This window comes from Terrimesophilobacter mesophilus (genome assembly GCF_014200375.1).
GTDB lineage: Bacteria > Actinomycetota > Actinomycetes > Actinomycetales > Microbacteriaceae > Terrimesophilobacter > Terrimesophilobacter mesophilus.
In genome coordinates, this window is sequence record NZ_JACHBP010000001.1 from 216,944 (window position 1) to 243,743 (window position 26,800).

Below are 26,800 nucleotides of genomic sequence, written 5' to 3' on the forward strand. Positions count from 1 at the left end.
GCCAGTACGAGTCAGGCCACCTCGACCCTGCCGCGCGCCGCCCAGGCGCGGGCGCTGAGGACGAACGGTCCGGAGGGAAGTTCGGCCCGGCAGCGTTCCCGCAGTTCGGATCGACGATCGGGGTCGAGGCCCGCGAGGTAGACCCCTGCCGGGCCGACCCCTCCCGCGTACGGCGCCCACCATTCGTCGAAACCGCTGTGCCCTCTGCTGATCTCCAGTGCCCCCTCGACGACGTCCTGCAGCCCGGCGGAGACGAAGAGCTCCTCAAGGTGCCCCTCTCGCGCGCCCGGCAGGAGCGATTCATCCCGAACCTGCGGGTCGAGCTCGCGAGCTGCGCGCCAGAACACGCTGAGCGGGGAGTTCTCGCCCGCGAAATCCCAGACGCAGGCGGCGATCGTCCCGCCGCCCCTGGTCACGCGCTGCAGCTCCCGGAGGCCGGCGACGGGGTCGGCGAGGAAGTGCACGACGAGTTGTGCGACCGCGGCATCGAAGTAGCCCGCCGGGAACGGCAGTTCTTCGGCGCTCGCCTCCCGGGCATCGACCTGCGGGTAGCGTTCGCGTACCGCCTGGATGAACGGGGGAGAGGGGTCGACCGCGGTGATCGACTCCTGGCCGAAGCGGGTGGCGAGCTCGGCGGTGAGCGCGCCGGTGCCGCATCCGACATCCAGTACGCGCATCCCCTCACCGGACGCCGCCGCCAGATCGAGGTCGGCGAAATCGAGGCCAGCAAAATCGAGGAACAGTGGCGCCAGCAGCGTCGAGTACCGGCCCATGAAGCGGTCGTAGGCCTCCGCCGGCACGTCGTTGAAGCTCATGCCGAGAGAATAGACCCCGGGGGTGCGGCAGGCCCGGGCTGTGCAGCAGTTCCCGACAGGCGGATGCGCGCACTGCGCGGACGCCCGCCCATCCGGCTCGTGACGGTCACGGTCACTTCCCGCGACTGCAGGTTGCCGTGGCCGTCACCGATCCCGGTCCAGGCGCTCTCGGTCAGGCTCAGCATGGCCTCGCTCTGCGGCCAGGTGCCCAGGACGAGCATGGTGGCCCCGCGCTTGCGCAGGCGTGCGGAGAGCCGCGCGACGCTCGCCTCGCTCGCCTGCCGTGGCGGTCGCGTGACGATGACACCCAGTGCATCCGCGATCGCGGCGGTCGCGGCGAGCCACTGGTCGCCGGGGTGGGGGACGAGCACCAGCCGCTCGAGGTCGATTCCGAATCCTGCGGCTGCCTCGATGCCGAACTCGGGGACACCGACGACGCCGCACCACGCCCCTGCGGCCGACGGTGCGGCCAGCAGCAGCATGAGCAGGGTGAGCGAGCGGTCGACGGAGTAGGTGGCACCCTCCCGGAGGGCGCCGCCCGGCAGCAACCGGGCGATCGCCGGATGGGTGGGCAGGGCGCGGGTGTCGAGCCTGGTCGACTGCAGCTGCCGGATGCGCTCCTGGAGCTCGCGCACCTGCTCATCCCGGGCGGGGAGCGCCAGCGCAAGGTTCGACATCCGTCAATTATCGAACATGAGTTCGATCTTGACAACCAGAAGATCCCTGCAACCGCCGGGGGTCGACTAGCGCCGGCTGATCACCGCAACGGGTCGAAGTTCTTCAGCAGCGGGTCCGGCTCGCCGACGACGGCACCGGCGAGCAGCTTGCCGGTGAGCGGCCCGAGCGCGATGCCCCACATGCCGTGACCGCCACCGACGAACACACGCGGGTTCTTCGTCGCGCCGATGAGAGCGTGGCCGTCTGCCGTGACGGGGCGGCCACCGACCCATTCCTCCTCGCGCGCGCTCCAGTCGACTCCCTGGAACACCGGGCGGCCGGCATCCACGAGCGTCTGGATGCGGCGGTTGTCGGGCGCGGAGTCGACGCTGCGGAACTCCATCATCCCGCCGATGCGGAGCCGGTCGCCGAGCGGGGTGCAGGCCAGACGCTGCGTCGGGAAGTAGATCGGATGCGAGGGGATGACCTCGGGCTTCACGCTGAAGCTGTACCCGCGGCCGGCCTGCACGATGGCTTTCACGCCGAATCGGCGAGTCAGGGCGTTCAGCCAGGCGCCGGTCGCGATGACGACGGCGTCGGCCTCGACCGAATCCCCGGTGCCTGATATCACCGTCACACCCGAGCTCGTGTCCTTGATGTCCACGACATCGAACCCGGTCTTGAGCACCGCCCCGCGCTTCACGACGGCGGCGCCGAGCGACTCGGCGTACTTCGGCGGGTTGATGAAGTACTGGCCGCGCAGGAGCACGCCGGAGGCCACGGCATCCGACAGTGTGGGTTCGATCGCTCGGAGCTCATCGCCCGTGACGAGGTCGAAGTCGACCGATCCACCGCTGTTCCTCACGACCTCGAACTCGTGGAGGAGGACCTTGCGGTCCTTGTCACTCAGGAACCCGGCGAGGAAGGGCCTGGCCTCCTTGACCGGCTCCGTGACGCCACCGGCGGCGAGCTCGTGGAACGGCTCCATCGCGAGAGGGTTGACCTTCGCGAAGATCTCGATCGACTTCCGCCACTGGCGGGGAAGGGCATGCCAGGCGAAGCCGAGCAGGAAGCGGATGAGTTTCGGGTCGAGTGCGAGCGGGATGTAGAGCGGCGACTTGGAGCTCAGCATCGCCTTGGGGCCGGACAGGAGAATCGACGGCTCGCCGAGGGGGAGCGTGAGGGCCGGGGTGAGCCATCCGGCGTTGCCCCAACTCGATCCGGCCGCGACGCCCTTGCGATCGACGACCGTGACGGCGACTCCGCGCCCCTGCAGATACCACGCGGTCGTGAGACCGATCATCCCTGCGCCGATGACGACGACGTGCCTGATCTGCGTGCTCATGGGATAACCATATCCAGAGCCGGCAGTCCTCTCAGGCGCTCGTCATGTCCCTCGTGCGGAGCCTCCACAGCCCGAACGCACCCGCGACGATCGCGAGCGCCGTGAGCACGATGAGCGGGAGGGCTGCGAAGTCCTGGCCGAGACGCGGCACAGCGGTGAACGGCGTGTTCCGCACGACCCAGTCCGGAAGACCGAAGAGGTCTCCGAACATGGAGAGCACGACCGCTACACCGTAGAGACCCCACGTCACGGCCGAAGCGGCGCGGGGGATCAACGCCGCGCACAGGACCACGACCCCGATGACGAGCAGGATCGACGGCCAGTAGGCGATCGACGCGACCATGAACCGGGGGGCCTGGCTCGCATCCCCGACAGCGGCGCCGAACGCGAGCCCGATCGCAGCACCGCTCAGGGCCAGCAGAATGAGCGACAGAACGGCCGGAACAATCATGCGGACGCCTGCCCAACGGATCCGCGAGATCGCGGACGACCACTGTGCTTCGGCGCGCCCGGTCGACTCCTCCGACCGGATCGTGTCGCTGCTCTGCAGGGCGAACGCGGCGACGAGCAGGGCGTTGGCCATCGTGAAGAAGCCGAGCAGACCGTCCAGGACGTCCTTCGACTCTCCGATGAAGGCCTGCGCGATCGGATTGTCGCCCGTGAGCAGATTCGCCATCGCTGTGGCGACGCCGCCGAAGAACAGTGCACCGACGAGGATGCCGACCGTCCACCCGATGATAGAAGACCTCTGGAGCCGCAGCGTCAGGCCCAGCTGGGTGCGCCCGAAAGCGGATGCGCCGCGACGTCCGACCCGATCGGGCAGGATGCCTGCGCCGAGATCCCGCCTGCGCTCAAGTGCAAGCGCGATGCAGCACAGGAGGACGGCGACGACGACGCACACGATGAACGGCCACCAGAGGTTCTCGCCGTACGATCTCATCTGCTGGCCCCATCCGATGGGGGAGAGCCAGGTGAACCACGCCGCGCGGTCATCGTCTGCCTCGACGTCGGCACCCGCACGGATGAGGTAGGCGACGGCGAGGACGGCCGATGCCAGCGCGTTCGCCCCGCGACTCGTCGTGGTGAGCTGGCCCGTGACGGCGGCGATCCCGAGGAAGACGAGCGCGACGCCGACGAAGGATGCGCCCATGAACACGGAACCTCCCGCGGGAAGTCCCTGGCTGATGGCGAGCGCAGAGCACGCCAGTCCGACGATGGCGGCGAAGACGGTGAACACGATCAAGTTCGCGAGTGAGTAGGCGTGCCGCCCGAGAACGCCCGCTCTCAGGAGCTCGGTGCGGCCGCCCTCCTCCTCGGCGCGGCCGTTGCGGGTGACCAGGAAGACGACCGCGAGCGAGAGCGCGACGGCCAGAGTCATCCACAGTTTGATGTTGAGGATGCCGCCGAGCGTCCCGGCAGCGTAGGGCAGGCCGGTGAGGGCCGCGATCGCCGGCGTGTTCGCGACCTGGGCGTACGCGTCGCGAGCCTCCTGGGTCGGAAAGAGTTCGCGCTGGGAGTCGATCACGAGCGGGATCATCCCGGCGAGCACGACGAGCCAGATGAGCATCCTGAGCCAGTTGCGGCGCACGATGAAGCGCATCATCGTGAGAATGCCGGTGGTGCTCATTCCGTGGCCGCCGCGTGCACTCCGTAGTGGCGGAGAAAGAGTTCTTCGAGCGACGGGGGAGAGGACACGAGTTCTCTCGGGTTGAGTGGCGCGAGGGCGGCGAGCACTCTCGGCAGCGCTCCGCTGTCGACGGTGAACGTCGCGTGCCCGCCGTCGGCCACCAGGTCGTTCACGCCGTCGAGCGTGGAAAGCACCGACGGGTCGCCGTCCAGCGTCACGGTGATCGTCGAGCGCTGGAGGTGACGCAGCTCCGACAGCGTGCCGGATTCGACGGTTCGCCCGTCCCGGATGATGGTCACGGTGTCGCACAGCTTCTCGACCTCGGCGAAGATGTGGCTCGACAGGAGCACCGAAGTGCCCTCTGCCCTCGCTTCCGCGACGCACTCGGTGAACACCCCCTCCATGAGCGGGTCGAGTCCGTTCGTCGGTTCGTCGAGGAAGAGCAGTTCCGCGCGGCTCGCGAATGCGGAGACGAGACCGACCTTCTGCCGGTTGCCCTTGGAGTAGCTGCGCGCCTTCTTCGTGGGGTCCAGGTCGAAGCGCTGGAGGAAAGAGTCCACCCGCGTGCGATCGAGGTCGCCGCGCAGTGAGCCGAGGATGTCGATGGCCTCGCCACCGGTCAGGTTCGGCCAAAGCGTGACGTCACCGGCCACGTAGGCGATGCGGCGGTGCAGCGCGACGGCATCCTTCCAGGGGTCGCCGCCCAGAAGCATCGCGCGCCCGCCATCCGACCTCAGGAGGCCGAGCAGGATGCGGATGGTCGTCGTCTTGCCGGAGCCGTTCGGCCCGAGGAAGCCTGCGACGGTTCCCGTCTCGATGCGCAGGTCGAGCCCGTCGAGCGCTCGGGTGGAGCCGAAGTTCTTCTCGAGCCCTGCGACGTCGACAGCGAGTGTCGTGGTCATGGTGTGTTCTCCGATTCATGGGTTGAGGCGTAGTGGAGATATTCATCCAGGTAGCTGCTGTCGGCGAGGACGCCCTCCGTGTAGACCTCGAGCGTCGGGAGGGTGATCTCGTCGACGATCCTGCGCACCGTGGGGCCGACCTCACCGAGGTCGAGTTGCGGCCGCAGCGAGAGTTGAAGCAGGATGCCGCCGAGGCTCGACGTGACGAGGTACCGTGCGCGGGCGACGGGGTCGCGGCTCGGCCGGACGACACCCGTGGCCACGCCCTCCTCGGAGAACGTGATCGCCTCCTCGATCATGTGCTCGAGGATCTCCCTGCCCGCTGCCCCGCCTTCTCGGACACTGCGCAGGATGTAGACGAACATCGCGGCGTAGTCGTCGAGTTCCGCGATCATCGTCATCGACTGGGCGGGCGGCATGGCGACGCCATCGGTCTTGAGGGCCCGATACAGGCGGACGACCTCGGTGTCGCACTCCTTGCGCAGGTTCTCCTTTGAGCCGAAGTGGTGGGTAATGAGCCCCGCGCTCACGCCGGCGTGTGCCGCGATGTCGCGAACACTGGCGCCGAATCCGCGGGCGGCGAAGACCTCGATGGCCGAGTTCCGGAGGCGGGCGCGAGCGGTGAGGTCGCTCTCCGGTGACGGGTCGGCTGTACGCACGTTCAGCAGACTATACAGTTGTATAACCATCGTCAAGTGATGAACTGGACCCATGACACGTCACGAGATCACGGATGAGACCCTGGACCGCCTCAACGCCTGGTGGCGGGCAGCGAACTACCTCTCGGTCGGTCAGATCTACCTTCTGGACAATCCGCTCCTGCGGGAGCCGCTCAGGCGCGACCACATCAAGCCACGCCTGCTCGGGCACTGGGGCACGACGTCGGGACTCAATCTCATATACGCACACCTGAACCGTGTCATCCGGGAGCGCAGCCTCAGCACGATCTACATCGCCGGGCCCGGCCACGGCGGGCCGGGGATGGTCGCAAACGCCTATCTCGACGGCACCTACAGCGAGGTGTACAGCGGCATCGACCGGTCGACGGATGGGTTGCGCAAACTGTTCCGGCAATTCTCGTTCCCCGGCGGCATCCCGAGCCATGTCGCCCCGGAGACTCCGGGGTCGATCCATGAGGGCGGTGAGCTCGGATACTCGCTGTCGCACGCGTACGGTGCTGCGTTCGACAACCCGGACCTGCTCGTGGCCGCCGTCGTCGGGGACGGGGAAGCCGAGACGGGGCCCCTGGCCACGAGCTGGCATTCGAACAAGTTCCTCGACCCCCGCAGCGACGGCGTCGTGCTGCCGATCCTGCACCTCAATGGATACAAGATCGCCAACCCGACGGTGCTCGCCAGGATCCCGGAGGGCGAGCTGCTCGACCTCATGCGCGGCTACGGCCACACGCCGTACCTCGTCTCCGGCGGCTTCGACGGTGAGGACCCGGTGGAAGTGCACCGTCGCTTCGCATCGACCCTCGACGACGTGCTCGATCACATCGCGCAGATCAAGGCGGATGCCGTCGCCGGCACGCTCGCCGACCGCCCGGCCTGGCCGATGATCATCCTGCGCACCCCCAAGGGGTGGACCTGCCCGGCCGTGATCGACGGGCATCCGGCCGAGGACAACTGGCGTTCGCACCAGGTGCCTCTCGCGGACGCCCGCGACACCGAGGAGCACACGCGGCTGCTGGAATCCTGGCTGAGGTCGTACCGACCGGAGGAGCTGTTCGACGAGACAGGCGCCGCCGTCGAGTTCGTCACGGCTCTCGCCCCTGACGGAGAGCTGCGGATGAGCGCCAACCCGTCCGCGAACGGCGGGCTGTTGCGTCGGGAACTGAGCCTGCCGGACTTCCGCGACTACGCGGAGAGTGTGCCATCACCCGGAGGCTCGGCGAGCGAGGCGACCCGCGTCCTCGGCCGATGGCTGCGCGATGTCATCGTCAGAAATCCCCAGAACTTCCGGATCTTCGGGCCGGACGAGACCGCATCCAACCGTCTCGACGCGGTGTTCGAGGTCACCGACAAACAGTGGAACGCCGAGACCTGGCCGATCGACTCCGACAACCACCTGGCCAGGGCGGGCCGGGTCATGGAGATGCTGAGCGAGCACCAGTGCCAGGGGTGGCTCGAGGGGTACCTGCTCACCGGACGGCACGGGGTCTTCAACTCCTATGAGGCCTTCATCCACATCGTCGACTCGATGTTCAACCAGCATGCGAAGTGGCTGAGTTCGAGCCGCCGCATCCCGTGGCGAAGGCCGATCGCCTCCCTCAACTATCTGCTGAGCTCCCACGTGTGGCGGCAGGACCACAACGGGCTCTCGCACCAGGACCCCGGTTTCATCGACCTCGTCATGAACAAGAAGGCCGACATCGTGCGGGTGTACCTGCCGTTCGACGCGAACACGCTGCTGTCGACCTACGACCACTGCCTCCGGTCGGTCGATTATGTGAACGTCGTGGTGGCCGGAAAGCAGCCTGCCGCGAACTGGCTGACGATGGAGGAGGCGATCGAGCACTGCACGCGCGGGCTCGGCATCCTCGAGTGGGCGGGGACCGAGCGGGCCGGCGAGGAACCGGATGTCGTGCTCGCGGCGGCGGGGGATGTCCCCACCCTCGAGATGCTCGCGGCGGCCAGCATTCTGCGGGAACGCATCCCCTCGTTGAGGGTGCGCGTGGTGAATGTTGTCGACCTCATGCGTCTGCAGAGCGAGGGCGAGCATCCGCACGGCCTCGGCGACCGCGAATACGATGCGATCTTCACGACGGACAGGCCGGTCGTCTTCGCCTACCACGGGTATCCGTGGCTCATCCATCGCCTCACCTACCGCCGCACGGGCCACGAGAACCTGCACGTGCGCGGCTACATCGAGGAGGGGACCACGACGACGCCGTTCGACATGGTCATGCTGAACGATCTCGACCGGTACCACCTGGTCATGGACGTCATCGACCGGGTCCCGGGCCTCGGGGCAACGGAGGCGAACCTTCGGCAGGACATGCAGGATGCGCGGTTGCGCGCCCGCGAGTACACGCGGGAGCACGGCGAGGACATCCCGGAGGTGGCGGAGTGGGCGTGGTCCGGCACCAGCGCCGGACGGTTCGATGACACCGGAGGCGACAACGTGTGACCGGCGGATGTCCCCGGCTGACACCCGGCTCGGCGTTCCCGTTCAGCGTTTCCGCTCGGCGTCCCCGGCTCAGCGGTCGCGGCCGGTGGTTCCCGCGAACACCGCGTGGAGCAGGGGGATCGCCGAAGCGCCGATGAGCACCCAGCCGAGGATCATGTCGTCCGGCCGCAGGAAGATGCCGCCGAGCAGGAGGCCAGCGAAGATGACTGCTGAGGTCGCCTTGCGGCCGAGTCGTTCGAGAGCGCGGAGGCGCCGGTCGACCCCGGGGATCTGGATCGACAGTCTGCCGCGCTGGATGAGGGTGCTGAGTTCGTCGAGCTGGGCCGGGAGCCTGCCGAGGACGCCGGCGGTCGTGACGACCTGCCCGAGGATCGCTCGGGCGGTGGCACCGGTGCGGCCGCTGGCAAGGCGGGCGGCATAGGGCTCGATCGCGGTCCAGATGTTGAAGGACGGGTTCAGTGCGGTGCAGACTCCGGACGTGACGGCGACGGCGCGGATGATGAGCAGCAGGTTCTCCGGCAGCTGGAACGGCATCTCGCGCATGGCCCTGCCGAACTTCTCGGCGAAGTCCTTGTACTCGTGGGGTTCGATACTGCGCAGTTCCGCGAAGCCGAGTCCGCCGAACCGGGCGAACAGTTCGCCCATGGCTTGTTCGAGCGGTGCGCTTTCGGCCGTGGGCAACAGCATCCCCATGGCTCGGATGCTGGCGACGAGACCTTTCACGTCGCGTGCGGCGACGGCGATCACGAGCCGCTCGAGGCCGCCGCGCAGCGCATCCGGAACCTCGCCCATCATGCCGAAGTCGACGAACGCGAGGGTCCAGTCACGGGTGTCGCCGCTTGACGGTTTCACGAAGATGTTGCCGGGATGCGGGTCGGCGTGGAAGAAGCCGTGGGTGAAGAGCTGGTCGAACATGGCGCTGGAGAGGCCGTCGGCCACCGCGGTGGGATTGATGCCGGCGGCGATGAGGGCGCTGCGATCGTTGATCTTGATGGCGGAGACATCGGAGAGCGTCAGGACGCGGCGGGTGGTGCGTTCCCAGACGACTATCGGGGTGTCGACGCGCGGGTTGTCGCGAAAGTTGTCGGCGAAACGCTCGGCGTTGGTGCCCTCGTGGAGATAGTCGATCTCTTCGAGGCTGACGGTGGCGAATTCCTCGAGAAGTGCGGGCAGGTCCATGCGCTGGGAGATCGCTGTCACCCGGTTGAGCCGCGCGGCGATCTTGCGCAGCGCGGCGAGGTCGACCTTGACGACCTCGCCGATGCCGGGCCGCTGGATCTTGACGACGACATCCTCGAACCCGACGAGTTCCGCGTCGGCGGGGGAGAGCCTTGCCCTGTGCACCTGCCCGAGGGATGCCGCCGCGACGGGCTCGGGGTCGAAGAAGCTGTATGCGCGGCTGAGGGGTACGCCGAGGTCCGCTTCGGCGAGCTCCCGCACCTGCGCGAAATCTGCGGGCGGGACTTCGTCCTGGAGCCCTTCGAGTTCGCTCGTGATCTCCGGCGGGAGCACGTCGAGCCGGGAGGACATGAACTGGCCGACCTTGATCATGAGGCCGCCGAGGTCCACGGCGACGTGGTGGAAGTGCCGCGCGATGCCACGCGCCCTCTTCGCGCGGCTGCGTTTGGCGATCCGGGCCAGCCCGATGCGGGGCAGAAGTACTTCGAACCACCATTCCTGAAGGATGTAGCGGGTGGCGAATCGCAGGATCCTTCGATACCGGGCGCGCAGGTGTCGGACTTCGGTCATCGAGTCTCCTTGATGCCGCCGTGGGACGGCAACCCGTTATTCCTGGGCGAGGATCGTGTAGAGCTTGCGACGTGCCTCGTTGATGATGGCGACGGCCGATTCGACTTGTTCGGGTGTACCGCTTCTGGCGATCTGACCTGCCGCTTCAGCCAGTTTGACACCTGCTTTGGGCAGAAGCATCCCGCGGGGCGTTTCTCGGTGACCGATGCCCTCCCAGGGCGCGGTGCCGGTGGCGGTCGCCTGCTCCGTCCCCGCCGCGGTGAGCGTGTAGGTCTTGCGCCCGGCGGCCTCCTTGGCCTGGATGAGTCCTTCATCGGCGAGGAGCTGAAGCGTGGGGTAGACGGATCCGGCGCTGGGCTTCCAGGCGCCGCTGCTGCGCTTTTCGATCTCCTGGATGATCTGGTAGCCGTGCATCGGCCCGTCGGTCAGCAGGGACAGGATGGCGGTGCGAACGTCGCCACGCCCCATCCTCGGTCCGACGCGCTTCCCGAATTCGGTGCGCAGGTTCTCGAACGCGTCCCACAGGCCGAAGCCGTGTTCTTGTGACGTTGTCATGGTGGTCCTTCTCTCCACGGTCGGGCCCGCCACGGGCCCGCTATAGCTCAACGATACATCGTTCAGGTGTGTGCGGGGAGGGCGGTTCCGGGCCGGATGTTCAGGCTTCTGCGAAGTACGGCGGTGCTGCGCCCGCGACGACTCTGCCCAGTGGACTGGTCCACTCGAGCACGCCGGGCGTGGTCTGTTTCACCTTCCAGCCGCCGTGATGTTTGAGCGTGTGATGGCCGCGACACAGGCAGGCGAGATTGCCGGGCACCGTTCTGCCGCCCTGTTCCCAGGGCACCGTATGGTCGATGTCGGTGTAGCGGGCGTCCCGATTGCACACCGGGAACTGACAGTGTCTGTCTCGCTGCTGCAGATACCGGCGCAGGCTGGCGGTCGGCCGGTAGGTGTCGGCGGAGATCACGAGTCCGGTGACCGGATCGGAGAGCATCCGGATCAGCTCCGGCACGTGCGAGGCCAGCCGGCAGGCTGTGTCGAGGTCGATCGGTCCACGCCCCACGAGGGTCGCCGGCTCGTCACTCTGGCCCAGGAGTGCGAGTGCCGGAATGAGGATGGACACCTCGGCACGGATGCCCTCCGCAGCCGTGTGCGGGGCATCCGGGCCGCACGAAGGCTCACCGGTCAGCGGCAGGTCGAGGGCGACATCAGACCGCAGCTGGTCGCGAGTGCGCGGATCGCCTGTCGCGGCCACGGCTTTCGCCTGCCGCGTGAGCCGATCGAAGATGGCGGCGGCGTAGACGGTGGGCAGGACGTGCACGAGTTCGGACATCCCGTCGTCGAGATCCCGAATGGTCAGAGTGCGTGCGTCGCGAGCACGGGCGTGACGTTTCTCGAAACTCTCGGCGCGCAACCGTGCGGCGGTGATCTTCGCCGTGGCGGCGAGTCTGCCGGGCGTCGTGGACTCTGCGCGGTCGAGGGTGATCCGCTGGTATTCGACCAGCGAGCCGCCTTCGATGCCTGCGGCGTTCTCGAGGATGACGTGGGCGTGGCCCAGGGAGATCCGCCCGCATTCGAGTGAGTCGAGCACATCGGGAAGCTCATGGACGAGCGTCGTGGCGCGTCCCATCATCGACTGCACCGTGCGATCGGCCAGTCGGGTCGCCACGGCGATCTCAGCCGCCATCGATCGCCACGCGATCTCTCGCTCCTTACTGGAGCCGGCATCGGCGCCCGCAGCGCCGGTGTTCCTGACCGACTCCAGTGCGAGGGCCTCCAGCCGGGCAAGGCACCGCTGTTCCTGCGCCTGCATCGCCGCCATCACCGAGCGGGCCTCCAGCAACCGGTCGAGACAGTCCTGGGCCTCGTCGTACTCGCCGCGTTCGAAGGCCAACTGCTCGGTCGCCCTCTGCTCGGCAGCCCACGCCGCCACCATCTCATCGAATTCCGCATCGAATTCACGCTCGAAACCCGGATCGAAATCCTGCGGGAACGCAGCCTCGACCGAGGGCGCTGCCCCGAGGTTCCGGATGTCTTCCATGTCTTCACTCCATACCCCGCCACCGACATTCACACCGGTTGTCCACAGGGCGGCGCGACTACGATCTGACCATGACGGGAATCGCGCGGCCGGCAACTGCCGAAGACGCGGAGGCCATCGGCCACGTGCACTACGAAGCCCATGTGGAGACCTATTCCGGGCACATTCCGGCCGGTGCCATCGAGGGATTCCCGCCGGAACAGCGCTCCCGGATGTGGCGGCGCACGATCGAAGAAGGGCTCGGCGACGTGTGGGTCGCGGAGGTCGATGGCCAGGTCGTCGGATTCGCGTCGACGCTCCGGAGTCGGGACGAGAATCCGCCGCGCGAGCTCGAGCTGGGTGCGATCTACCTCCAGGCAGCGCATCACGGCTCGGGGCTCGGGCAGGCGCTCCTGGACGCCGCGATCGGTGACCGGCCTGCTTCGTTGTGGGTGCTCGACGAGAACCCGCGCGCGATCGCGTTCTACCGTCGCAACGGGTTCGAGGCGGATGGCGCCGACAAGCTCGACGAACGCTGGGGCAACATCCGCGAGATCCGCCTCGTGCGCTGATCGGGTGCCTGCGCCAGTGGGCGTCCGCGCTCAGCAGCGGCCGGCATCCGATGATTGACTTGTCTGCATGACGACTGACGAGACGCCGGAGGGCGCGCCCGACCGGTTCACGATCGAGGATGTGCCCGACGACAAGCGGTACGAGTTGCGCGACGGCGACACGACGATCGGCTTCGCCGAGTATCACGACAGCGATGACCGCCGCATCTTCACACACACGGTCGTCGACAGCGCCTACGGCGGGCAGGGGCTCGGCTCCCGCCTCGCCCGATTCGTGCTCGAGGATGCCGTAGGGCGGCGCAAGCGGATCATCCCGATCTGCCCGTTCATCGCCGCGTACCTCAAGCGCCACCACGAGTACGACGAGAGCGTCGACTGGCCGGATGCCGCGGTCCGGTGAATACTGGGGATATGCACCCCATCGAATACGTACTCGTGACGATCGGATCGATTGTCGCCATCCTGGGCATCCTCGCGCTCTTCGCGATGGTCCGGTCGCACTCGCACTAGCCGAAGGCGAGGTGTCGGAGCGGTCCTGCCGCTTAGCTCTGCGGGTCGTACATGAACTCGCGCAACTCCTGTGAGCATCGGCAGGCGGCCGCGATCTTGCGGGACCACTCCACGGCGGCCTCGCGGTCCGGCAGTTCGAGCACGGTGAAGCCGCCCTTGATGACGATTCCCGGATAGGTCTCGTTCGACACCGAGCCGTCGGCCGCGACCAGCACGGGCTCGACGCTCTCGTCGATGCCGCCGCCGAAGACGTAGACGCCGGCCGCCTGAGCCTCAGCGATGACGGCATGGGACTCGGCGACCACCGTGGGGAACTCCTCCTCGGTCAGCACCATGGCTTCGCTGGGGAAGGAGATGAGGTATTTGGTCATGCATCATCATGCGGTGCGGAGATTGCGCAGGGCAAGGGAGAAGGCGGGAGTCGCCTGGGTGGCGATCGCTACGCGATCTCCCGAGGAAACGACGGAGTGAGTAATCTTCGTTGTGTCCGAAGGGGGACTTGAACCCCCACGCCCTATACGGGCACTAGCACCTCAAGCTAGCGCGTCTACCATTTCCGCCATCCGGACAGGATGTTTTTCGGCTTGCACCGACTCACGAGAATAGCATGCCACGACGGGCGGCGAAGTCCAGTCGGCGGCCAGCAGGTAGCGTTGTGGGCATGACGACGGAACCCGCTGACGACGCCCTCGACGAGACCGCGATCATCGCGCGCGACCTCATCCGCATGGATACCACCAACTACGGTGAGGGCAAGTCGAACGGCGAGGTCGAGGCGGCAGAATACCTCGCCGCGAAGCTCACGGCGCTCGGACTCGAACCCGAGATGTTCGAGAGCGAGAAGGGCCGCGTGAGCGTTGTCGCGCGGGTCGAAGGCGCCGACTCCGCCAAGCCGGCGCTCGTCGTCCACGGGCACACGGATGTCGTCCCGGCGCAGCCGGACAACTGGTCGGTCGACCCGTTTGGCGGTGTCATCAAAGACGGCCTGCTCTGGGGGCGCGGCGCCGTCGATATGAAGAACATGGACGCCATGATCCTCACCGCCCTCCAGGACATCCTCGGCGCGGGCAAACAACCCGCGCGCGACCTCGTCATTGCGTACTTCGCCGACGAAGAGGCCGGGGGAGTGCACGGTTCGCAATACCTGGTCGAAACGCATCCGGAACTCTTCGCGGGCGCCACCGAGGCGATCAGCGAGGTCGGCGGATACTCCATCGACCTGAACGGCGAGCGTGCATACCTCGTGCAGACCGGCGAGAAGACGCTCCTCTGGATCAAACTCGTGGCGCGCGGTGTCGCCGCCCACGGCTCGCGGTACATCCAGGACAACGCCGTCACCAAACTCGCCGAGGCCGTCGCGAAGATCGGCAAACGCGAGTGGCCCATCCGGCTCACCGAGACGACGACGGCGCTGCTCGCCGAAGTCGCCCGCATCCTCGGCAAAGACCCCGAAAAGGTGGGCCCCGACGAACTCGCGATCGCGACCGGGACTGCGGCGGGCTTCATCCGGGCGACCCTGCGCACCACGAGCAACCCGACGCTGCTGAACGCCGGATACAAGCACAACGTCATCCCGGACACCGCCGAAGCGCTCATCGACATCCGCACCCTTCCCGGCGAAGAGGATGCCGTGCTCACCGAAATCGCGGACCTCGTCGGCCCGGACATCGAGATCGTCGTCCTGCACCGCGACGTCGGGCTCGAGACGAGCTTCGACGGGCCGCTCATCGAGGCCATGATCGCGACCCTGGGCGAGCACGACCCCGGCGCGCCCGTTCTGCCGTACATGCTTTCTGGCGGCACGGACAACAAGGCCCTCAGCGCACTCGGAATCACCGGATACGGATTCGCCCCGCTGAAACTGCCAGCCGACCTCGACTTTCCCGCGATGTTCCATGGCGTTGACGAGCGGGTGCCGCTCGACGCATTAGTCTTTGGCAGGCGGGTACTCGGCGACCTGCTCCTGAACTACTAGCACCAGAACTTCAACAGAAAGCCGGCTCGTGGGCCTCATCGAAGCACTCATCCTGGGTCTCGTCCAGGGCCTCACGGAATTCCTTCCCATCTCCTCGAGTGCCCACCTGCGCATCGTGGGGGAGTTCCTCGGCAGCGGCGCTGACCCCGGCGCCGCCTTCACCGCCATCACCCAGCTCGGCACCGAGACCGCCGTCGTCGTCTACTTCTGGCACGACATCACCCGCATCGTCGGGCACTGGTTCCGCTCGCTCTTCGGCCGTGTGCCGCGCAATGACCCGGATGCCAGGATGGGCTGGTTCATCATCCTCGGCAGCATCCCCATCGTCGTGCTCGGCATCGTCTTCCAGGACCAGATCGAGACGAACCTGCGCTCCCTGTGGATCGTCGCCTTTACGCTCATCGGGTTCGGCATCCTGCTCGGCATCGCCGACTGGGTCGGCCGAAAGGAGCTGCGGCTCAAACAGCTCACCTGGCCGCACGCGATCGTCTACGGGCTCGCACAGGCCCTCGCCCTCATCCCCGGTGTCTCCCGATCCGGCGGCACCATCACGGCAGGACTCTTCCTCGGCTACGAACGCCGCGCCGCGGCACGCTACTCGTTCCTGCTCGCCATCCCCGCCGTGTTCGGCAGCGGCTTCTTCCAGCTCTACAAGACGATCAAAGACCCGTGCCTCGACGCCGCGGCCGGATGCGTTCCGGACATCTTCACCGGGTGGGAGATCGCCGCAGCCACCCTCGTCGCCTTCGTCGTCGGGTTCGCCGTCATCGCCTTCTTCATGAGCTACATCTCCAGGCGGTCGTTCCTCCCGTTCGTCATCTACCGGGTACTGCTCGGCGGAGCCCTCGTGATCCTGCTCATCACTGGCGTGTTGCTGCCGTGAGGTCGTGGACATCGCCTGAGCTGCCCCGCCTGCCCGGAAATGCGGCAGTGCCGCGCATCTACGACACGCCACGCCGCCGGCTCCGAGCCCTGCAGATCGACACCGAGGCGCAGCTCTACGTCTGCGGCATCACGCCGTACGACGCCACCCACCTCGGCCACGCCGCGACCTATCTCGCCTACGACACCCTGGGTCGGGTTCTTCGAGATGCGGGACTCTCGGTCAGCTATGTGCAGAACGTCACGGATGTCGACGACCCGCTCCTCGAACGGGCGACCGCGACCGGCGTCGCCTGGCGCGACCTGGCGGAGTCGCAGATCGAGTTGTTCCGCGGCGACATGGAAGCGCTGCGCATCATCCCACCGGAGCATTACGTCGGAGTCGTCGAGACGGTGGACGCCATCGGGGACGCCTGCGCGCGCCTGCTCGACGAAGGGTTCGCGTACTGGGTCGACGGGGCGCCAGGCGAACCGGATGCCGCCCCGGACCTGTACTTCGACATCGCGGCCGGCGAGCGACTCACCAGCTGGCATCTCGGACAGGAGAGCGCCCTCGACCGCGGCACCATGCTCCGGCTCTCAGCGGAACGCGGGGGAGACCCGGAGCGTCCAGGCAAGAGGGACCCGCTCGACCCCCTGCTATGGCGGTCGGGACGACCGGGCGAGCCTGCGTGGGATTCACCTGTCGGCCGCGGCCGACCCGGCTGGCACATCGAATGCTCGGTCATCGGATCCCTCCACCTCACCGCGCCCATCACGCTCAACGGCGGCGGTTCCGACCTCGTGTTCCCGCATCACGAGATGAGCGCAGCGCACTCCGCGGCGCTCACGGGAACCGACTGGTCCCACTGCTACTCCCACGCCGGCATGGTCGCCTACGACGGGGAGAAGATGAGCAAGTCACTCGGCAACCTCGTTCTCGTGTCCAACCTGGTCGCCGACGGTGTCGACCCGCAGGCCATCCGGCTCGCCCTCCTCGCGCACCACTACCGCTCGGACTGGGAGTGGACGGACGACGACCTCCCCACGGCCGAGGCGCGGCTGGCGCGGTGGAGAGCCTGGGCCGAAAGCATCGATCACACAGTGCCGACATCCGACACGGCACACGAGTTGCTCGACGCCCTGAGAAACACGCTCGCCGACGACCTCGACACGCCATCCGCACTGGCCGCCGTCGATTCGGCCGTGACCGGGCCGTCATCGACCCACCCCGTCGCGATCGATGCGATCAACGCACTGCTGGGCATCGACCTCCTCCAGGAGTGAATCCCGACCGCCCATCGTGACTGTGGTTCACTTCTCGATAAACTGGTGCCACCCGTTCGCCGAAGGCGACGATGCCCACCGATCAGAAGGCCCGACATGAGTGGCTTTGAGCTAGCCAGCACCGGTATCGACAGCGCAGCCATGGCGACGGGCCTGTGGATCGGCGGCGGGATCTTCGTGGTCGGCGTCGCGTTGTACGTCTTCGCCATGCTCCGCCGACGGCACGACGCCCGGCGTTAGGGGCGGTCGCGCGGGTCCGACTTGCCGTCGCGCTTGCGCAGGTAGCGCTCGAACTCTTCGGCGATCGCATCGCCGCTGGCCTCCGGGGAGTCGACGGTGTCCCTCGCCCGCTCGAGCTGGGCGATGTACGTGGCCATGTCGTCGTCGTCCTCCGCGAGCGCGTTGATCCCGTCCTCCCACGCCGTGGACTCGTCGACGAGGTCGCCCCTCGGGACCGTGATCTCGACGAGTTCCTCCAGGCGTTCGATCATCGCGAGAGTGGCCTTCGGCGATGGCGCGTTGTGAACGTAGTGCGGTACGGATGCCCAGATCGACATCGTCGGGATGCCGGCATCCTCTGCGGCCGCCGAGATCACCGAGAGGATCCCCACCGGCCCCTCATAGGTGCTGCGCTCCACTCCGAACTCCGCACGCAGCGCAGGGCTCTCGCTGCTCACGAAGATCGAGATCGGCCTGGTGTGCGGAACGTCGGCGAGCATGGCGCCGAGCATGACGATGACGTCGATCTCGCACTCCCGCACGACCTCCATGATCTCGCTCGTGAAGCTCTTCCAGCTTCGCGCGGGTTCCGTGCCCTGAAGCACGTAGATGCTGTGTCCTGCCGGATCGGAGCCGCTCTGCTCCGGGCCGAACATCGTCACGGTCGGCCAGACGAGCACCCTGCTGCCGTCCTCACCGGTCGTCGCGAGCGGCCGGTTGAACTGGTAGTCGAAATACTTCTCCGAATCGACCTCGGCGATCGTGCGCATGGGCAGGGAGTCCCGCAGCGTCTTCACGACGCCCGTCGCGGCCTCACCCGCGTCATTCCAGCCCTCGAAGGCGACGACGAGAACACGCCCCTTCAGCACGCCTGCAGCATCCGTCACATTCCACCTCCACGTCAAGGATAAGACCCGTCACCGCGAGGCGCCGCCCCAGCGCTCCACCGTAGACTCGTTAGTCGTGACCACCCACTTCCCTGCCGCCGTCCTCTTCGACATGGACGGCACGCTCGTCGACACCGAACCGTATTGGATGAAGGCGGAGACGGAACTCGTCGCCGACTTCGGCGGCGTCTGGACGGCGGAGGACGGACTGACCCTCGTCGGTTCCGGGCTGGGGAATGCGGCCGCGATCCTGCAGTCCCGAGGTGTCACGTTGCCGATCGGTGAGATCATCGACCGGCTCACAGCACGGGTTCTTGCGCAGACACTCGTCGACGTGCCCTGGCGACCCGGCGCCCTCGAACTCGTCCACACCCTTCGCGACGCGGGAATCCCGACCGCGCTCGTGACCATGTCGATGCGTCCCCTCGCCGAACACGTCGCGAACGCCACCGGGCGACGGATGTTCGACGTCCTCGTCACGGGGGCGGACGTGGCGAAACCGAAGCCCCATCCTGAACCGTATGAGCGTGCTGCAGCCCTGCTCGAGGTCGACATCGCCGAGTGCGTCGCGATCGAGGACTCGATACCCGGACTCGCCTCCGCGAGTGCCTCCGGCGCAGCCGTCGTCGGCGTTCCTGCCCACGTGGCGCTGCCGGAGTCGGAATCCTGGGTCCTCTGGCCGACCCTTGCCGGGCGCACGGTCGACGACCTCCGTGCACTCCGCGACTCCCGCGTGGGCGTTGCATCGGGCAGCGCCGTGCAGGCCGGCGGTGCCGAAGACGGCGAGGCGCTGCCGTGAGTGAGGACCCCGAGCGCGAGGACTCCGGGCGCGAGGATTTCGGGCGCGCCGTGCGCGGGCCATTTCGAGCGGGGGACCGGGTGCAGCTCACGGGTCCTCGCGGGCGGCTCAACACGATCACGCTCGAGCCGGGAGGGGAATTCCACACCCACCGCGGGATCCTGCCGCACGACCGCATCATCGGCCTCCCCGACGGTTCCGTCGTCGACAGCACGGTCGGCGACGAATACCTCGCCCTGAGACCCCTCCTCAGCGATTTCGTCATGTCGATGCCGCGCGGCGCCGCCATCGTGTACCCCAAGGATGCCGCCCAGATATTGCTCGTCGGCGACATCTTCCCCGGCGCCCGCGTCGTCGAGGCCGGGGTCGGATCCGGCGCGCTGTCGCTGAGCCTCCTGCGCGCGATCGGCCCCACCGGCACCCTCGTGTCGTTCGAGCGGAGAGAGGAGTTCGCCAGGATCGCCAGGGGAAACGTCACAGCCTTCCTCGGACTCGAGCCACCCCACTGGTCGGTGAGGGTCGGAGACCTCGCGCTTGATCTCGGCGACTCCGTCGAGGCGGGAACCGTCGATCGGATGGTGCTCGACATGCTCGCCCCCTGGGAGTGCCTGGATGCCGCCACCCGCGCACTCGCGCCCGGAGGGGTCATCGTCTGCTACGTCGCGACGGCCACCCAGCTGTCCCGGGTCGCCGAAGGCATCCGTTCGACGGGCGCCTTCACGGATCCGGAGTCGTCGGAGACCATGATCAGGGGTTGGCACGTCGAGGGTCTCGCCGTACGCCCCGACCACCGCATGGTGGCCCACACCGGATTCCTCATCTCCGCCCGCCGCCTCGCCCCCGGTACCGTCCTTCCCCAGCTCAAGCGCAAAGTGAAGCCGGAGTACTCCGACGAGGACGTCGAAGCCTGGACGCCGGGAGCTCTCGGACAACGGCAGGCGAGCGCGAAGCGGGCCAGGAAGGCGGCGCGGCAGGCGGAATCGGGAGCGCGGCGCGCGCTGGGGGAGAATCACTCAGCCGAGTCATCGGCCTAGAATTGTCTGCATTCCCTGAACCAAGAATCGAGGCCCCGTGCGCACTCTTCCCGTGCTGCTCCTGGCTGCCGGCATCGTCGCGAGCCTGAGCTCGTGCGCGACGGCACCGTTCTCCCAGTCCTGCGACTCGATGGTGGGGCCGGGGGATGCCTCCAGTGTCGTCACCGCCACCGGCAAGCTCGGCTCCATCCCGACGGTGAACTTCCCGACGCCCGTCGTGACGAAGAAGCTCGAGCGCTCCGCTCTCATCGCGGGGGACGGCCAGTCGCTTGCGGCGGGGGATGTCGCGATCATCAAGTACACGCTCCTGAACGGGACGACGGGTGAGGTCGCGAGCCAGGGCGACTACACCGGGCCCGGCCAACTCGTCACCCTCGGAGAGTCCGCAACGCCGGCCGTGACGGTCGGGCTCGAATGCGCCACCGTCGGCTCGCGCGTGGCGATCGCGACGAACGCCTCCGGCGCGGGCCAGGACCCGAACAAGGTCTCCGACTCCTTCGTGTTCGTGGTCGACGTGCTCAAGGCGTTCCCCGGCAAGGCATACGGGACGCCGCAGATCCCGCAGGCCGGAATGCCGTCGGTCGTCACCGCCCCGAACGGCGCACCCGGTATCACGGTGCCGAAGGAGGCTCCTCCGACCTCGTTGCGGGTGAACGTCCTCCAGGAGGCGCCCGGCAGGGTGCTCACGGAGGGCGAGCAGGTCGTCGTCAAGTACACGGCAGTGCTCTGGTCCGACAGCAGCGTCTTCGACTCCACCTGGACCGGCGGACAGGCGAAGGTCGTTGCGCTCACTCCGAGCGACAAGGTGACGAAGGGGTTCGTGAAGGGGCTCGTCGGGCAGCACGTCGGCTCGCAGGTTCTCATCGTCATCCCGCCCGACGAGGGCTACGGCTCAGCGGGAAGCAGCGGAGTGCCATCCGGGTCGACCCTCATCTACGTCGTGGACATCCTCGGAACAGCGAAGTAGCGTGGCCGCGGCACCTGGACAGCGCGTTCCGGTCGAGGAACGATTGTTCAGCCTTGTTCTCGCGCTTCTCGCCACCGATCACGGTCTCACGAAGAATCAGATCCTCTCGACGGTGCAGGGTTATCGCCAGCGGTATTCGCCGCACGGCGACAACGCGAACCTCGAGCGCCAGTTCGAGCGGGACAAGGATGACATCCGTGACCTCGGCGTTCCGCTCGAGACCATCGAATCGCCGGGGCAGGCCGGAAATAACCAGAGCCTCAGGTACCGGATTCCGCGCGGGGAATATGAGCTTCCGCGCGACATCAGCTTCTCCGCGGAGGAGACGGCCCTTCTCGGCCTCGCGGCCATGGTCTGGCGCGAGGGATCGCTTTCCGGGGAATCCCGGCGCGCCATCATCAAGCTCAAGGCGCTCGGGGCGAAGACCGTGGAACCGGTCCTGGCCTACACCCCTCGGGTTCGGGTTCGCGAGGAGTCGTTCGAACCGCTCTCGGCCGCGATCGACAAGCATCAAATCGTGCAGTTCGGATACCTGAAGCCGGGGGAGGACACGGCACGCGTTCGCACCGTCGCCCCGCTCGCCCTCATCCAGTTCCAGGGACGCTGGCACTGCACGGCGTTCGAGCCGGAGAGCGGAGAGCGGAAGACCTTCCTTCTCCGGAGGATCGTGAGCCAGATCACCGCGACCGGCAGGACGAGACCGCCCACCGGCGACGACGAGGCCGAACTCGGACTGCAGGAGTTGAACGCGGTGTGGGCCGATCGGCGCGCAGAGGTTCGCATCCAGCCGGCGAGCGATGCGGACACGCGACTCAGGAAGCTCCGCGGCGCGACCGAGGCGCCGGATGGCACGCTCGTCCTGCACTACGTCGACGCGAACATCCTCGCCGATGAGCTGGCCGGCTACGGGCCGGAAGTCGTCGTGCTGTCGCCGGCCGAACTGGTCACCGCGGTCGAAGAACGACTGCGGACGGTCGCCGACGCTCACGCCCTGCAGGCCGGCGGACAGGACAGTGGAGGCGCGAATGGCTGACCAGAACGGGCAGCTCCAGGCCCGCGACAAGCTCACGTTCCTTCTCGCTCTCGTCCCGTACCTCATGGATCATGACCGGGTGTCCGTCGAGGAGGCAGCACGGCAGTTCGGCGTCGGCGAGGAACAGATCCGCGACGCGGTCCGGCTCATCGCCGTCTCCGGGATCCCGGGGGAGACCGCGACCTACCAGCACGACGACCTCTTCGACATCGCGTGGGACGACTTCGACGACAACGACCAGATCGTGCTCACCAACCTCGTCGCCATCGACGACTCCCCGCGCTTCTCCGGCAGGGAGGCCGCTGCGCTCATCGCAGGGCTCCAGTACCTGTCAGCCCTTCCCGAGAACGCCGACCGCGGCGCGGTCTCCCAGCTCATGGCGAAACTGTCCCGCGGCGCGAGCGGCACCCCGAGCGCCGTCGCGGTCGAGGCGGGCGAATCGGACACCGCGCTGGCCATCATCCGGGATGCCGTCGCGACAGGTCGCCAAGTGAGATTCGACTACCTGAATTCGCACGGCATCCGGGAGGAGCGCCAGGTGGACCCGCTCCGCGTCGAATCCGTGGACGCGGATTGGTACCTGAGAGGCTGGTGCCATCTCCGCAAGGCGCTGCGGACGTTCCGACTCGATCGCATGGGCAACCTGGCCCTGACGACGGAGGACATCAGTTTTCGCCCGGAGGACGTCGCACTTCCCGACACGCTCTTCGAGGGATCACCGGACGATGTCGACGTGACACTCCGGCTCGCACCGGCCGCGCTCCCTCTCATCGCCGATTACCGACCGGAGGTCGTCGCCGCAACGGATGCGCTCATCACCGCGAGGATCCGCGTCTCCAACCTGCACGTGGTCGCGCGACTCGTCAGCGGGATGCCGGGGCTCATCACGGTCGCCGAGCCCGTCGAGGCGGTGGCGCTCGTGGCAGAGTGGGCATCGGCGGGCCTGCGGCAGTACCAGGACTGAGCGGCAATCCGGCTAAACTGTTTCGAACGGCACCGACGATGTAGAGGATGTTGCTGATGTTTGCAGGCTTCACAGGTTGGCATGCGCTGATCATCTTGGTCATCGTCGTGCTTCTTTTCGGAGCGACCAAGCTCCCGGGCCTCGCCAAGAGCGTCGGACAGTCCATGAAGATCTTCCGCAGCGAGATGAAGTCGTCCGACCCTGAAGACCAGGCGAAGGACGCTCCCGACGATTCGCAGTCGACGCCCAAGTCGTAGCTCCCATGGCCGCCCGTGAGAAGCGAGGCGCGAACCGCGATCGCCGGATGTCGCTCGGCCAGCACCTCATTGAGCTTCGGAAGAGACTGTTCCGGTCCGCCATCGGCGTCGTGCTCGGAGCCGTCGTCGGCTGGATCGTCTATCCCTGGGTGTGGGACGGACTCAGGGCTCCTATCGAGATCATCGCCGAATCCCGCAATGCGGTTCTGAATTACCAGGGCATCACAACCGCGTTCGACGTGCACATGCAGATCGCGATCTACGTGGGCATCCTCGTGTCGAGCCCGATCTGGCTCTACCAGCTCTTCGCATTCCTCGTCCCCGGCCTGACCGGCAGGGAGAAGCGCTACACCTTCGGATTCGTGTTCACGGCCATACCGCTCTTCCTCGCCGGGTGCGCAGCGGGATGGTTCGTCGTACCGCACATCGTCATCCTGCTGAACTCGTTCGTCCCACCGGAGGATGCGAGCTTCATCGAGGCGAAGGACTATCTCGGGTTCGTCCTCAAGCTCATCCTCGCCGTCGGCGTCGCCTTCGTGCTTCCGGTCTTCCTCGTCCTGTTGAACTTCGTCGGTGTGCTTTCCGGCCGCACGATCCTCAAGGGATGGCGCATCGCGATCCTCACGATCACACTGTTCACCGCGATCGCGACGCCCGCCGCGGACCCGTTCTCCATGTTCCTGCTCGCGATACCGATGGTGTTCCTCTACTTCGTGGCGGTCGGAGTCGCGTACTGGCACGACGCCGTGGCAGCGAAACGGGCGAAGCGGCTGGATTCGGACCTCGGCACCCCGAGCATCGCGTGATCGACGGGTTCCGGCGCGGGCTCGGGTTCGAGCTCGACCCCTTCCAGGTGAGCGCCTGCACTGCGCTCGGGGAAGGCAGGAGCGTGCTCGTGGCGGCGCCGACCGGAGCGGGCAAGACCGTCGTCGCCGAATTCGCGGTCTACCTCGCCATGCACTCGACCTCGACGAAGGTCTTCTACACGGCGCCGATGAAGGCGCTGAGCAACCAGAAGTACCAGGAGTTCGTCGCGGCCTACGGCGCCGATGACGTCGGACTCCTCACCGGCGACACCAACATCAATTCGCGGGCTCGGATCGTCGTCATGACGACCGAGGTGCTCCGCAACATGCTCTACGCCGACTCCGACCTCCTGCCGGATCTCGGGTTCGTCATCATGGACGAGGTGCATTACCTGGCCGACCGGTTCCGTGGCGCCGTGTGGGAAGAGGTGATCATCCACCTTCCGAGGGATGTCCGCCTCGTCTCCCTCAGCGCGACGGTGTCCAACGCGGAGGAGTTCGGCGACTGGTTGCAGACCGTTCGCGGTGACACCGCCGTGATCGTCTCGGAGGAGCGGCCGGTGCCGCTCGACCAGCACATCCTCATGCGCAACAAGCTCGTGGACCTGTTCGACACGAGGACGGGCTCGGCGCGCGGCACGTCCGACCACCGGGTCAACCCGGAGCTCGTCCAGATGGCCCGGTACGGCGGACGGACCCTCAACGCGCGCCAGATGAAGGATGTCGGCCGATACCACTCCCGAGGCGGGCGCCCGCAGGAGTTCAAGCTCGATCGTTCCGCCGTCATCCGACTGCTCGAAGACCGGAACCTGTTGCCGGCGATCTTCTTCATCTTCAGCCGGGTGGGCTGCGATTCGGCCGTCAGCCAGGTGCTGCGCTCCGGAGTGCGGCTCACCACCGTCGCGGAGCGCGACGAGATCCGCGCGATCGTCGAGGAGCGCTGTCGCACGATCCCGGATGGCGATCTCGCCGTTCTCGGCTATTGGGAGTGGCTCGGCGGGCTCGAACGGGGTGTCGCGGCCCACCACGCCGGGATGCTTCCCGCGTTCAAGGAGGTCGTCGAGGACCTGTTCCGCAGGAAGCTCCTCAAGGTCGTGTTCGCCACGGAGACCCTTGCCCTCGGCATCAACATGCCGGCACGCACCGTCGTGCTCGAGAAGCTCGAGAAGTTCAACGGTGAGGCACGCGTGCCGATCACGCCGGGGGAGTACACCCAGCTCACCGGGCGCGCGGGCCGGCGGGGCATCGACGTCGAGGGGCACTCCGTCATCCAGTGGCAGGACGGGCTCGATCCGCAGGCCGTGGCGTCGCTCGCCTCGCGCCGCACCTACCCGCTCAACTCCAGCTTCAGCCCGAGCTACAACATGGCGGTGAACCTGATCGCCCAGTTCGGACGCCAGCGTACGAGGGAGATCCTCGAGACGTCGTTCGCCCAGTTCCAGGCCGACCGTGGTGTCGTGGACCTGGCCCGCAAGGTTCGCGGGCAGGAGGAGTCCCTCGCGGGCTACGAGAAGGCGATGACCTGCCACCTGGGCGACTTCCGCGAGTATTCGGGCATCCGGCGAGAGCTCACCGACCTCGAGCGCAAGGGAGCAGGGCGAGCAGAGGCCTCCAGCCGATCGGAGCGGGATCGACGCCAGAAGAGGCTCACGGAACTGCGCACGGCGATGAGACGGCATCCCTGCCACGGCTGCAGCGACCGCGAGGCGCACGCGAGGTGGGCGGAGCGCTGGTGGAGCCTCACGCGCAGCACGGATGAGCTTCGGCGGCAGATCACCAGTCGCACGGGCGCCATCTCGCGGATCTTCGATCGCGTCGCGGACGTGCTCCTCGAACTCGGCTACCTGAATCAGGATGCCGGCGGGGAGCTCACGGTCGCCGCGCCGGGCCGCACCCTCCGAAAGATCTACGGTGAACGCGATCTCCTCGTCGCAGAATGCCTTCGGGCCGGCGCGTGGAACGGACTCGATGCCGCCGGCCTCGCGGCGATGGCCGCCGCGCTCGTCTACGAGCCCCGGCGGGACGACGGACAGTATTCGGATCGCCAGCTCCCGCGAGGAGGGTTCCGTGCCGCGCTGGAGAGGACGACGACTCTGTGGAGCACCCTCGACGACCTCGAGCGGGCGAACAAGCTGCCGGGTAGCGAGCCCATCTCTGCGGGCATCTCGCTTGCGATGAGCCGCTGGGCGCAGGGAAGCACCCTGGATCGGGTGCTCGAGGAGGCCGACCTGGCCGCGGGCGACTTCGTCCGCATCACGAAGCAGGCGATCGATCTCCTGGACCAGCTGTCCACCGTCGCCGACGCGCCCATCGGCGGACTCGCCAGAAGCGCCCTCGACGCCATCCGGCGAGGGATCGTCGCATACTCGAGTGTGGCGTGACCCC

Annotated in this window: 26 protein-coding genes and 1 tRNA gene; 15 read left to right on the forward strand and 12 right to left on the reverse strand. The window is 67.4% G+C overall.

Annotated elements, in window-relative coordinates; genetic code table 11:
* Positions 1 to 11 precede the first annotated feature (11 nt).
* From BKA04_RS01040 to BKA04_RS01065, 6 genes are all read right to left on the reverse strand, one after another.
* Entirely contained in the window at positions 12 to 815 is an 804-nt protein-coding gene (locus BKA04_RS01040) for a class I SAM-dependent methyltransferase (protein WP_104094755.1), read from the reverse strand.
* Complete coding sequence (locus BKA04_RS01045) at positions 812 to 1,492, reverse strand: hypothetical protein (RefSeq protein ID WP_104094756.1); 681 nt, start codon at positions 1,490 to 1,492, stop codon at positions 812 to 814. Before BKA04_RS01045 ends, BKA04_RS01040 begins: the two co-directional genes overlap by 4 nt.
* Positions 1,493 to 1,572: 80 nt before the next feature.
* On the reverse strand, positions 1,573 to 2,817 hold the full coding sequence (locus tag BKA04_RS01050; RefSeq protein WP_104094757.1) for an NAD(P)/FAD-dependent oxidoreductase: 1,245 nt from the start codon (positions 2,815 to 2,817) through the stop codon (positions 1,573 to 1,575).
* A 31-nt stretch (positions 2,818 to 2,848) separates the two neighbouring features.
* On the reverse strand, positions 2,849 to 4,444 hold the full coding sequence (locus tag BKA04_RS01055; protein WP_104094758.1) for an ABC transporter permease: 1,596 nt from the start codon (positions 4,442 to 4,444) through the stop codon (positions 2,849 to 2,851).
* Complete coding sequence (locus BKA04_RS01060) at positions 4,441 to 5,346, reverse strand: ABC transporter ATP-binding protein (protein WP_104094759.1); 906 nt, start codon at positions 5,344 to 5,346, stop codon at positions 4,441 to 4,443. The genes BKA04_RS01055 and BKA04_RS01060 overlap by 4 nt, the downstream gene beginning before the upstream one ends.
* On the reverse strand, positions 5,343 to 6,005 hold the full coding sequence (locus BKA04_RS01065) for a TetR/AcrR family transcriptional regulator (protein ID WP_167309626.1): 663 nt from the start codon (positions 6,003 to 6,005) through the stop codon (positions 5,343 to 5,345). The genes BKA04_RS01060 and BKA04_RS01065 overlap by 4 nt, the downstream gene beginning before the upstream one ends.
* 52 nt (positions 6,006 to 6,057) lie before the next feature.
* Between BKA04_RS01065 and BKA04_RS01070 the strand changes: the two genes are divergently transcribed.
* Entirely contained in the window at positions 6,058 to 8,478 is a 2,421-nt protein-coding gene (locus tag BKA04_RS01070) for a phosphoketolase family protein (protein ID WP_104094761.1), read from the forward strand.
* A gap of 69 nt (positions 8,479 to 8,547) precedes the next feature.
* Here BKA04_RS01070 and BKA04_RS01075 read toward each other — a convergent pair whose 3' ends face one another.
* From BKA04_RS01075 to BKA04_RS01085, 3 genes are all read right to left on the reverse strand, one after another.
* The gene (locus BKA04_RS01075) at positions 8,548 to 10,227 is read right to left on the reverse strand and encodes an ABC1 kinase family protein (RefSeq protein WP_104094762.1); all 1,680 of its coding nucleotides are present in this window, start codon (positions 10,225 to 10,227) and stop codon (positions 8,548 to 8,550) included.
* Positions 10,228 to 10,263: 36 nt separating this feature from the next.
* The gene (locus BKA04_RS01080; RefSeq protein ID WP_104094763.1) at positions 10,264 to 10,782 is read right to left on the reverse strand and encodes a PadR family transcriptional regulator; all 519 of its coding nucleotides are present in this window, start codon (positions 10,780 to 10,782) and stop codon (positions 10,264 to 10,266) included.
* A 100-nt stretch (positions 10,783 to 10,882) separates the two neighbouring features.
* Positions 10,883 to 12,265 carry an HNH endonuclease signature motif containing protein gene (locus tag BKA04_RS01085; RefSeq protein ID WP_104094764.1) on the reverse strand — a complete coding sequence of 461 codons (1,383 nt, stop codon included), beginning with the start codon at positions 12,263 to 12,265 and terminating at the stop codon, positions 10,883 to 10,885.
* A 71-nt stretch (positions 12,266 to 12,336) separates the two neighbouring features.
* Here BKA04_RS01085 and BKA04_RS01090 point away from each other — a divergent pair, with 71 nt between their 5' ends.
* Both BKA04_RS01090 and BKA04_RS01095 read left to right on the forward strand, forming a co-directional pair.
* Positions 12,337 to 12,816: a GNAT family N-acetyltransferase gene (locus tag BKA04_RS01090; protein ID WP_104094765.1), complete on the forward strand. Its 480-nt coding sequence runs from the start codon at positions 12,337 to 12,339 to the stop codon at positions 12,814 to 12,816.
* Positions 12,817 to 12,883: 67 nt separating this feature from the next.
* The gene (locus BKA04_RS01095) at positions 12,884 to 13,216 is read left to right on the forward strand and encodes a GNAT family N-acetyltransferase (protein ID WP_104094766.1); all 333 of its coding nucleotides are present in this window, start codon (positions 12,884 to 12,886) and stop codon (positions 13,214 to 13,216) included.
* 142 nt (positions 13,217 to 13,358) lie between these two features.
* Here BKA04_RS01095 and BKA04_RS01100 read toward each other — a convergent pair whose 3' ends face one another.
* Both BKA04_RS01100 and BKA04_RS01105 read right to left on the reverse strand, forming a co-directional pair.
* Positions 13,359 to 13,697, reverse strand: coding sequence for a YciI family protein (locus tag BKA04_RS01100; protein WP_104094767.1), 339 nt, complete (start codon positions 13,695 to 13,697; stop codon positions 13,359 to 13,361).
* 113 nt (positions 13,698 to 13,810) lie between these two features.
* Positions 13,811 to 13,895: transfer RNA gene (locus tag BKA04_RS01105), tRNA-Leu, on the reverse strand.
* A gap of 92 nt (positions 13,896 to 13,987) precedes the next feature.
* Between BKA04_RS01105 and BKA04_RS01110 the strand changes: the two genes are divergently transcribed.
* The 4 genes from BKA04_RS01110 (at position 13,988) to BKA04_RS01125 (ending at position 17,689) form a co-directional block, all read left to right on the forward strand.
* Complete coding sequence (locus tag BKA04_RS01110; protein WP_104094768.1) at positions 13,988 to 15,301, forward strand: M20/M25/M40 family metallo-hydrolase; 1,314 nt, start codon at positions 13,988 to 13,990, stop codon at positions 15,299 to 15,301.
* Between the two features lie 28 nt (positions 15,302 to 15,329).
* The gene (locus BKA04_RS01115; protein WP_104094769.1) at positions 15,330 to 16,184 is read left to right on the forward strand and encodes an undecaprenyl-diphosphate phosphatase; all 855 of its coding nucleotides are present in this window, start codon (positions 15,330 to 15,332) and stop codon (positions 16,182 to 16,184) included.
* Entirely contained in the window at positions 16,181 to 17,449 is a 1,269-nt protein-coding gene (gene mshC, locus BKA04_RS01120) for a cysteine--1-D-myo-inosityl 2-amino-2-deoxy-alpha-D-glucopyranoside ligase (RefSeq protein WP_104094770.1), read from the forward strand. The genes BKA04_RS01115 and mshC overlap by 4 nt, the downstream gene beginning before the upstream one ends.
* Positions 17,450 to 17,545: 96 nt before the next feature.
* A complete protein-coding gene (locus BKA04_RS01125; protein ID WP_167309627.1) occupies positions 17,546 to 17,689 on the forward strand; it encodes a hypothetical protein in 144 nt (47 codons plus the stop codon).
* Here BKA04_RS01125 and BKA04_RS01130 read toward each other — a convergent pair.
* Positions 17,686 to 18,555 carry a PAC2 family protein gene (locus BKA04_RS01130; RefSeq protein WP_104094771.1) on the reverse strand — a complete coding sequence of 290 codons (870 nt, stop codon included), beginning with the start codon at positions 18,553 to 18,555 and terminating at the stop codon, positions 17,686 to 17,688. The two genes, BKA04_RS01125 and BKA04_RS01130, sit on opposite strands and share 4 nt — an antisense overlap.
* A 76-nt stretch (positions 18,556 to 18,631) precedes the next feature.
* Here BKA04_RS01130 and BKA04_RS01135 point away from each other — a divergent pair, with 76 nt between their 5' ends.
* From BKA04_RS01135 to BKA04_RS01170, 8 genes are read left to right on the forward strand one after another with little or no spacing between them, the layout of a single operon-like run.
* Positions 18,632 to 19,354, forward strand: coding sequence for an HAD family hydrolase (locus BKA04_RS01135; RefSeq protein WP_104094772.1), 723 nt, complete (start codon positions 18,632 to 18,634; stop codon positions 19,352 to 19,354).
* Entirely contained in the window at positions 19,351 to 20,388 is a 1,038-nt protein-coding gene (locus BKA04_RS01140; RefSeq protein ID WP_221234442.1) for a tRNA (adenine-N1)-methyltransferase, read from the forward strand. The genes BKA04_RS01135 and BKA04_RS01140 overlap by 4 nt, the downstream gene beginning before the upstream one ends.
* A 37-nt stretch (positions 20,389 to 20,425) precedes the next feature.
* A complete protein-coding gene (locus tag BKA04_RS12200; RefSeq protein WP_104094773.1) occupies positions 20,426 to 21,355 on the forward strand; it encodes an FKBP-type peptidyl-prolyl cis-trans isomerase in 930 nt (309 codons plus the stop codon).
* A 1-nt stretch (position 21,356) separates the two neighbouring features.
* Complete coding sequence (locus tag BKA04_RS01150; protein ID WP_104094774.1) at positions 21,357 to 22,388, forward strand: helix-turn-helix transcriptional regulator; 1,032 nt, start codon at positions 21,357 to 21,359, stop codon at positions 22,386 to 22,388.
* Complete coding sequence (locus tag BKA04_RS01155; RefSeq protein ID WP_104094775.1) at positions 22,381 to 23,352, forward strand: helix-turn-helix transcriptional regulator; 972 nt, start codon at positions 22,381 to 22,383, stop codon at positions 23,350 to 23,352. Before BKA04_RS01150 ends, BKA04_RS01155 begins: the two co-directional genes overlap by 8 nt.
* A 56-nt stretch (positions 23,353 to 23,408) precedes the next feature.
* Positions 23,409 to 23,609 carry a twin-arginine translocase TatA/TatE family subunit gene (gene tatA / locus BKA04_RS01160; RefSeq protein WP_104094776.1) on the forward strand — a complete coding sequence of 67 codons (201 nt, stop codon included), beginning with the start codon at positions 23,409 to 23,411 and terminating at the stop codon, positions 23,607 to 23,609.
* Between the two features lie 47 nt (positions 23,610 to 23,656).
* Positions 23,657 to 24,415 carry a twin-arginine translocase subunit TatC gene (gene tatC, locus BKA04_RS01165; protein WP_104096552.1) on the forward strand — a complete coding sequence of 253 codons (759 nt, stop codon included), beginning with the start codon at positions 23,657 to 23,659 and terminating at the stop codon, positions 24,413 to 24,415.
* Positions 24,412 to 26,796 carry a DEAD/DEAH box helicase gene (locus BKA04_RS01170; RefSeq protein WP_232841916.1) on the forward strand — a complete coding sequence of 795 codons (2,385 nt, stop codon included), beginning with the start codon at positions 24,412 to 24,414 and terminating at the stop codon, positions 26,794 to 26,796. The genes tatC and BKA04_RS01170 overlap by 4 nt, the downstream gene beginning before the upstream one ends.
* Positions 26,797 to 26,800: the final 4 nt, after the last annotated feature.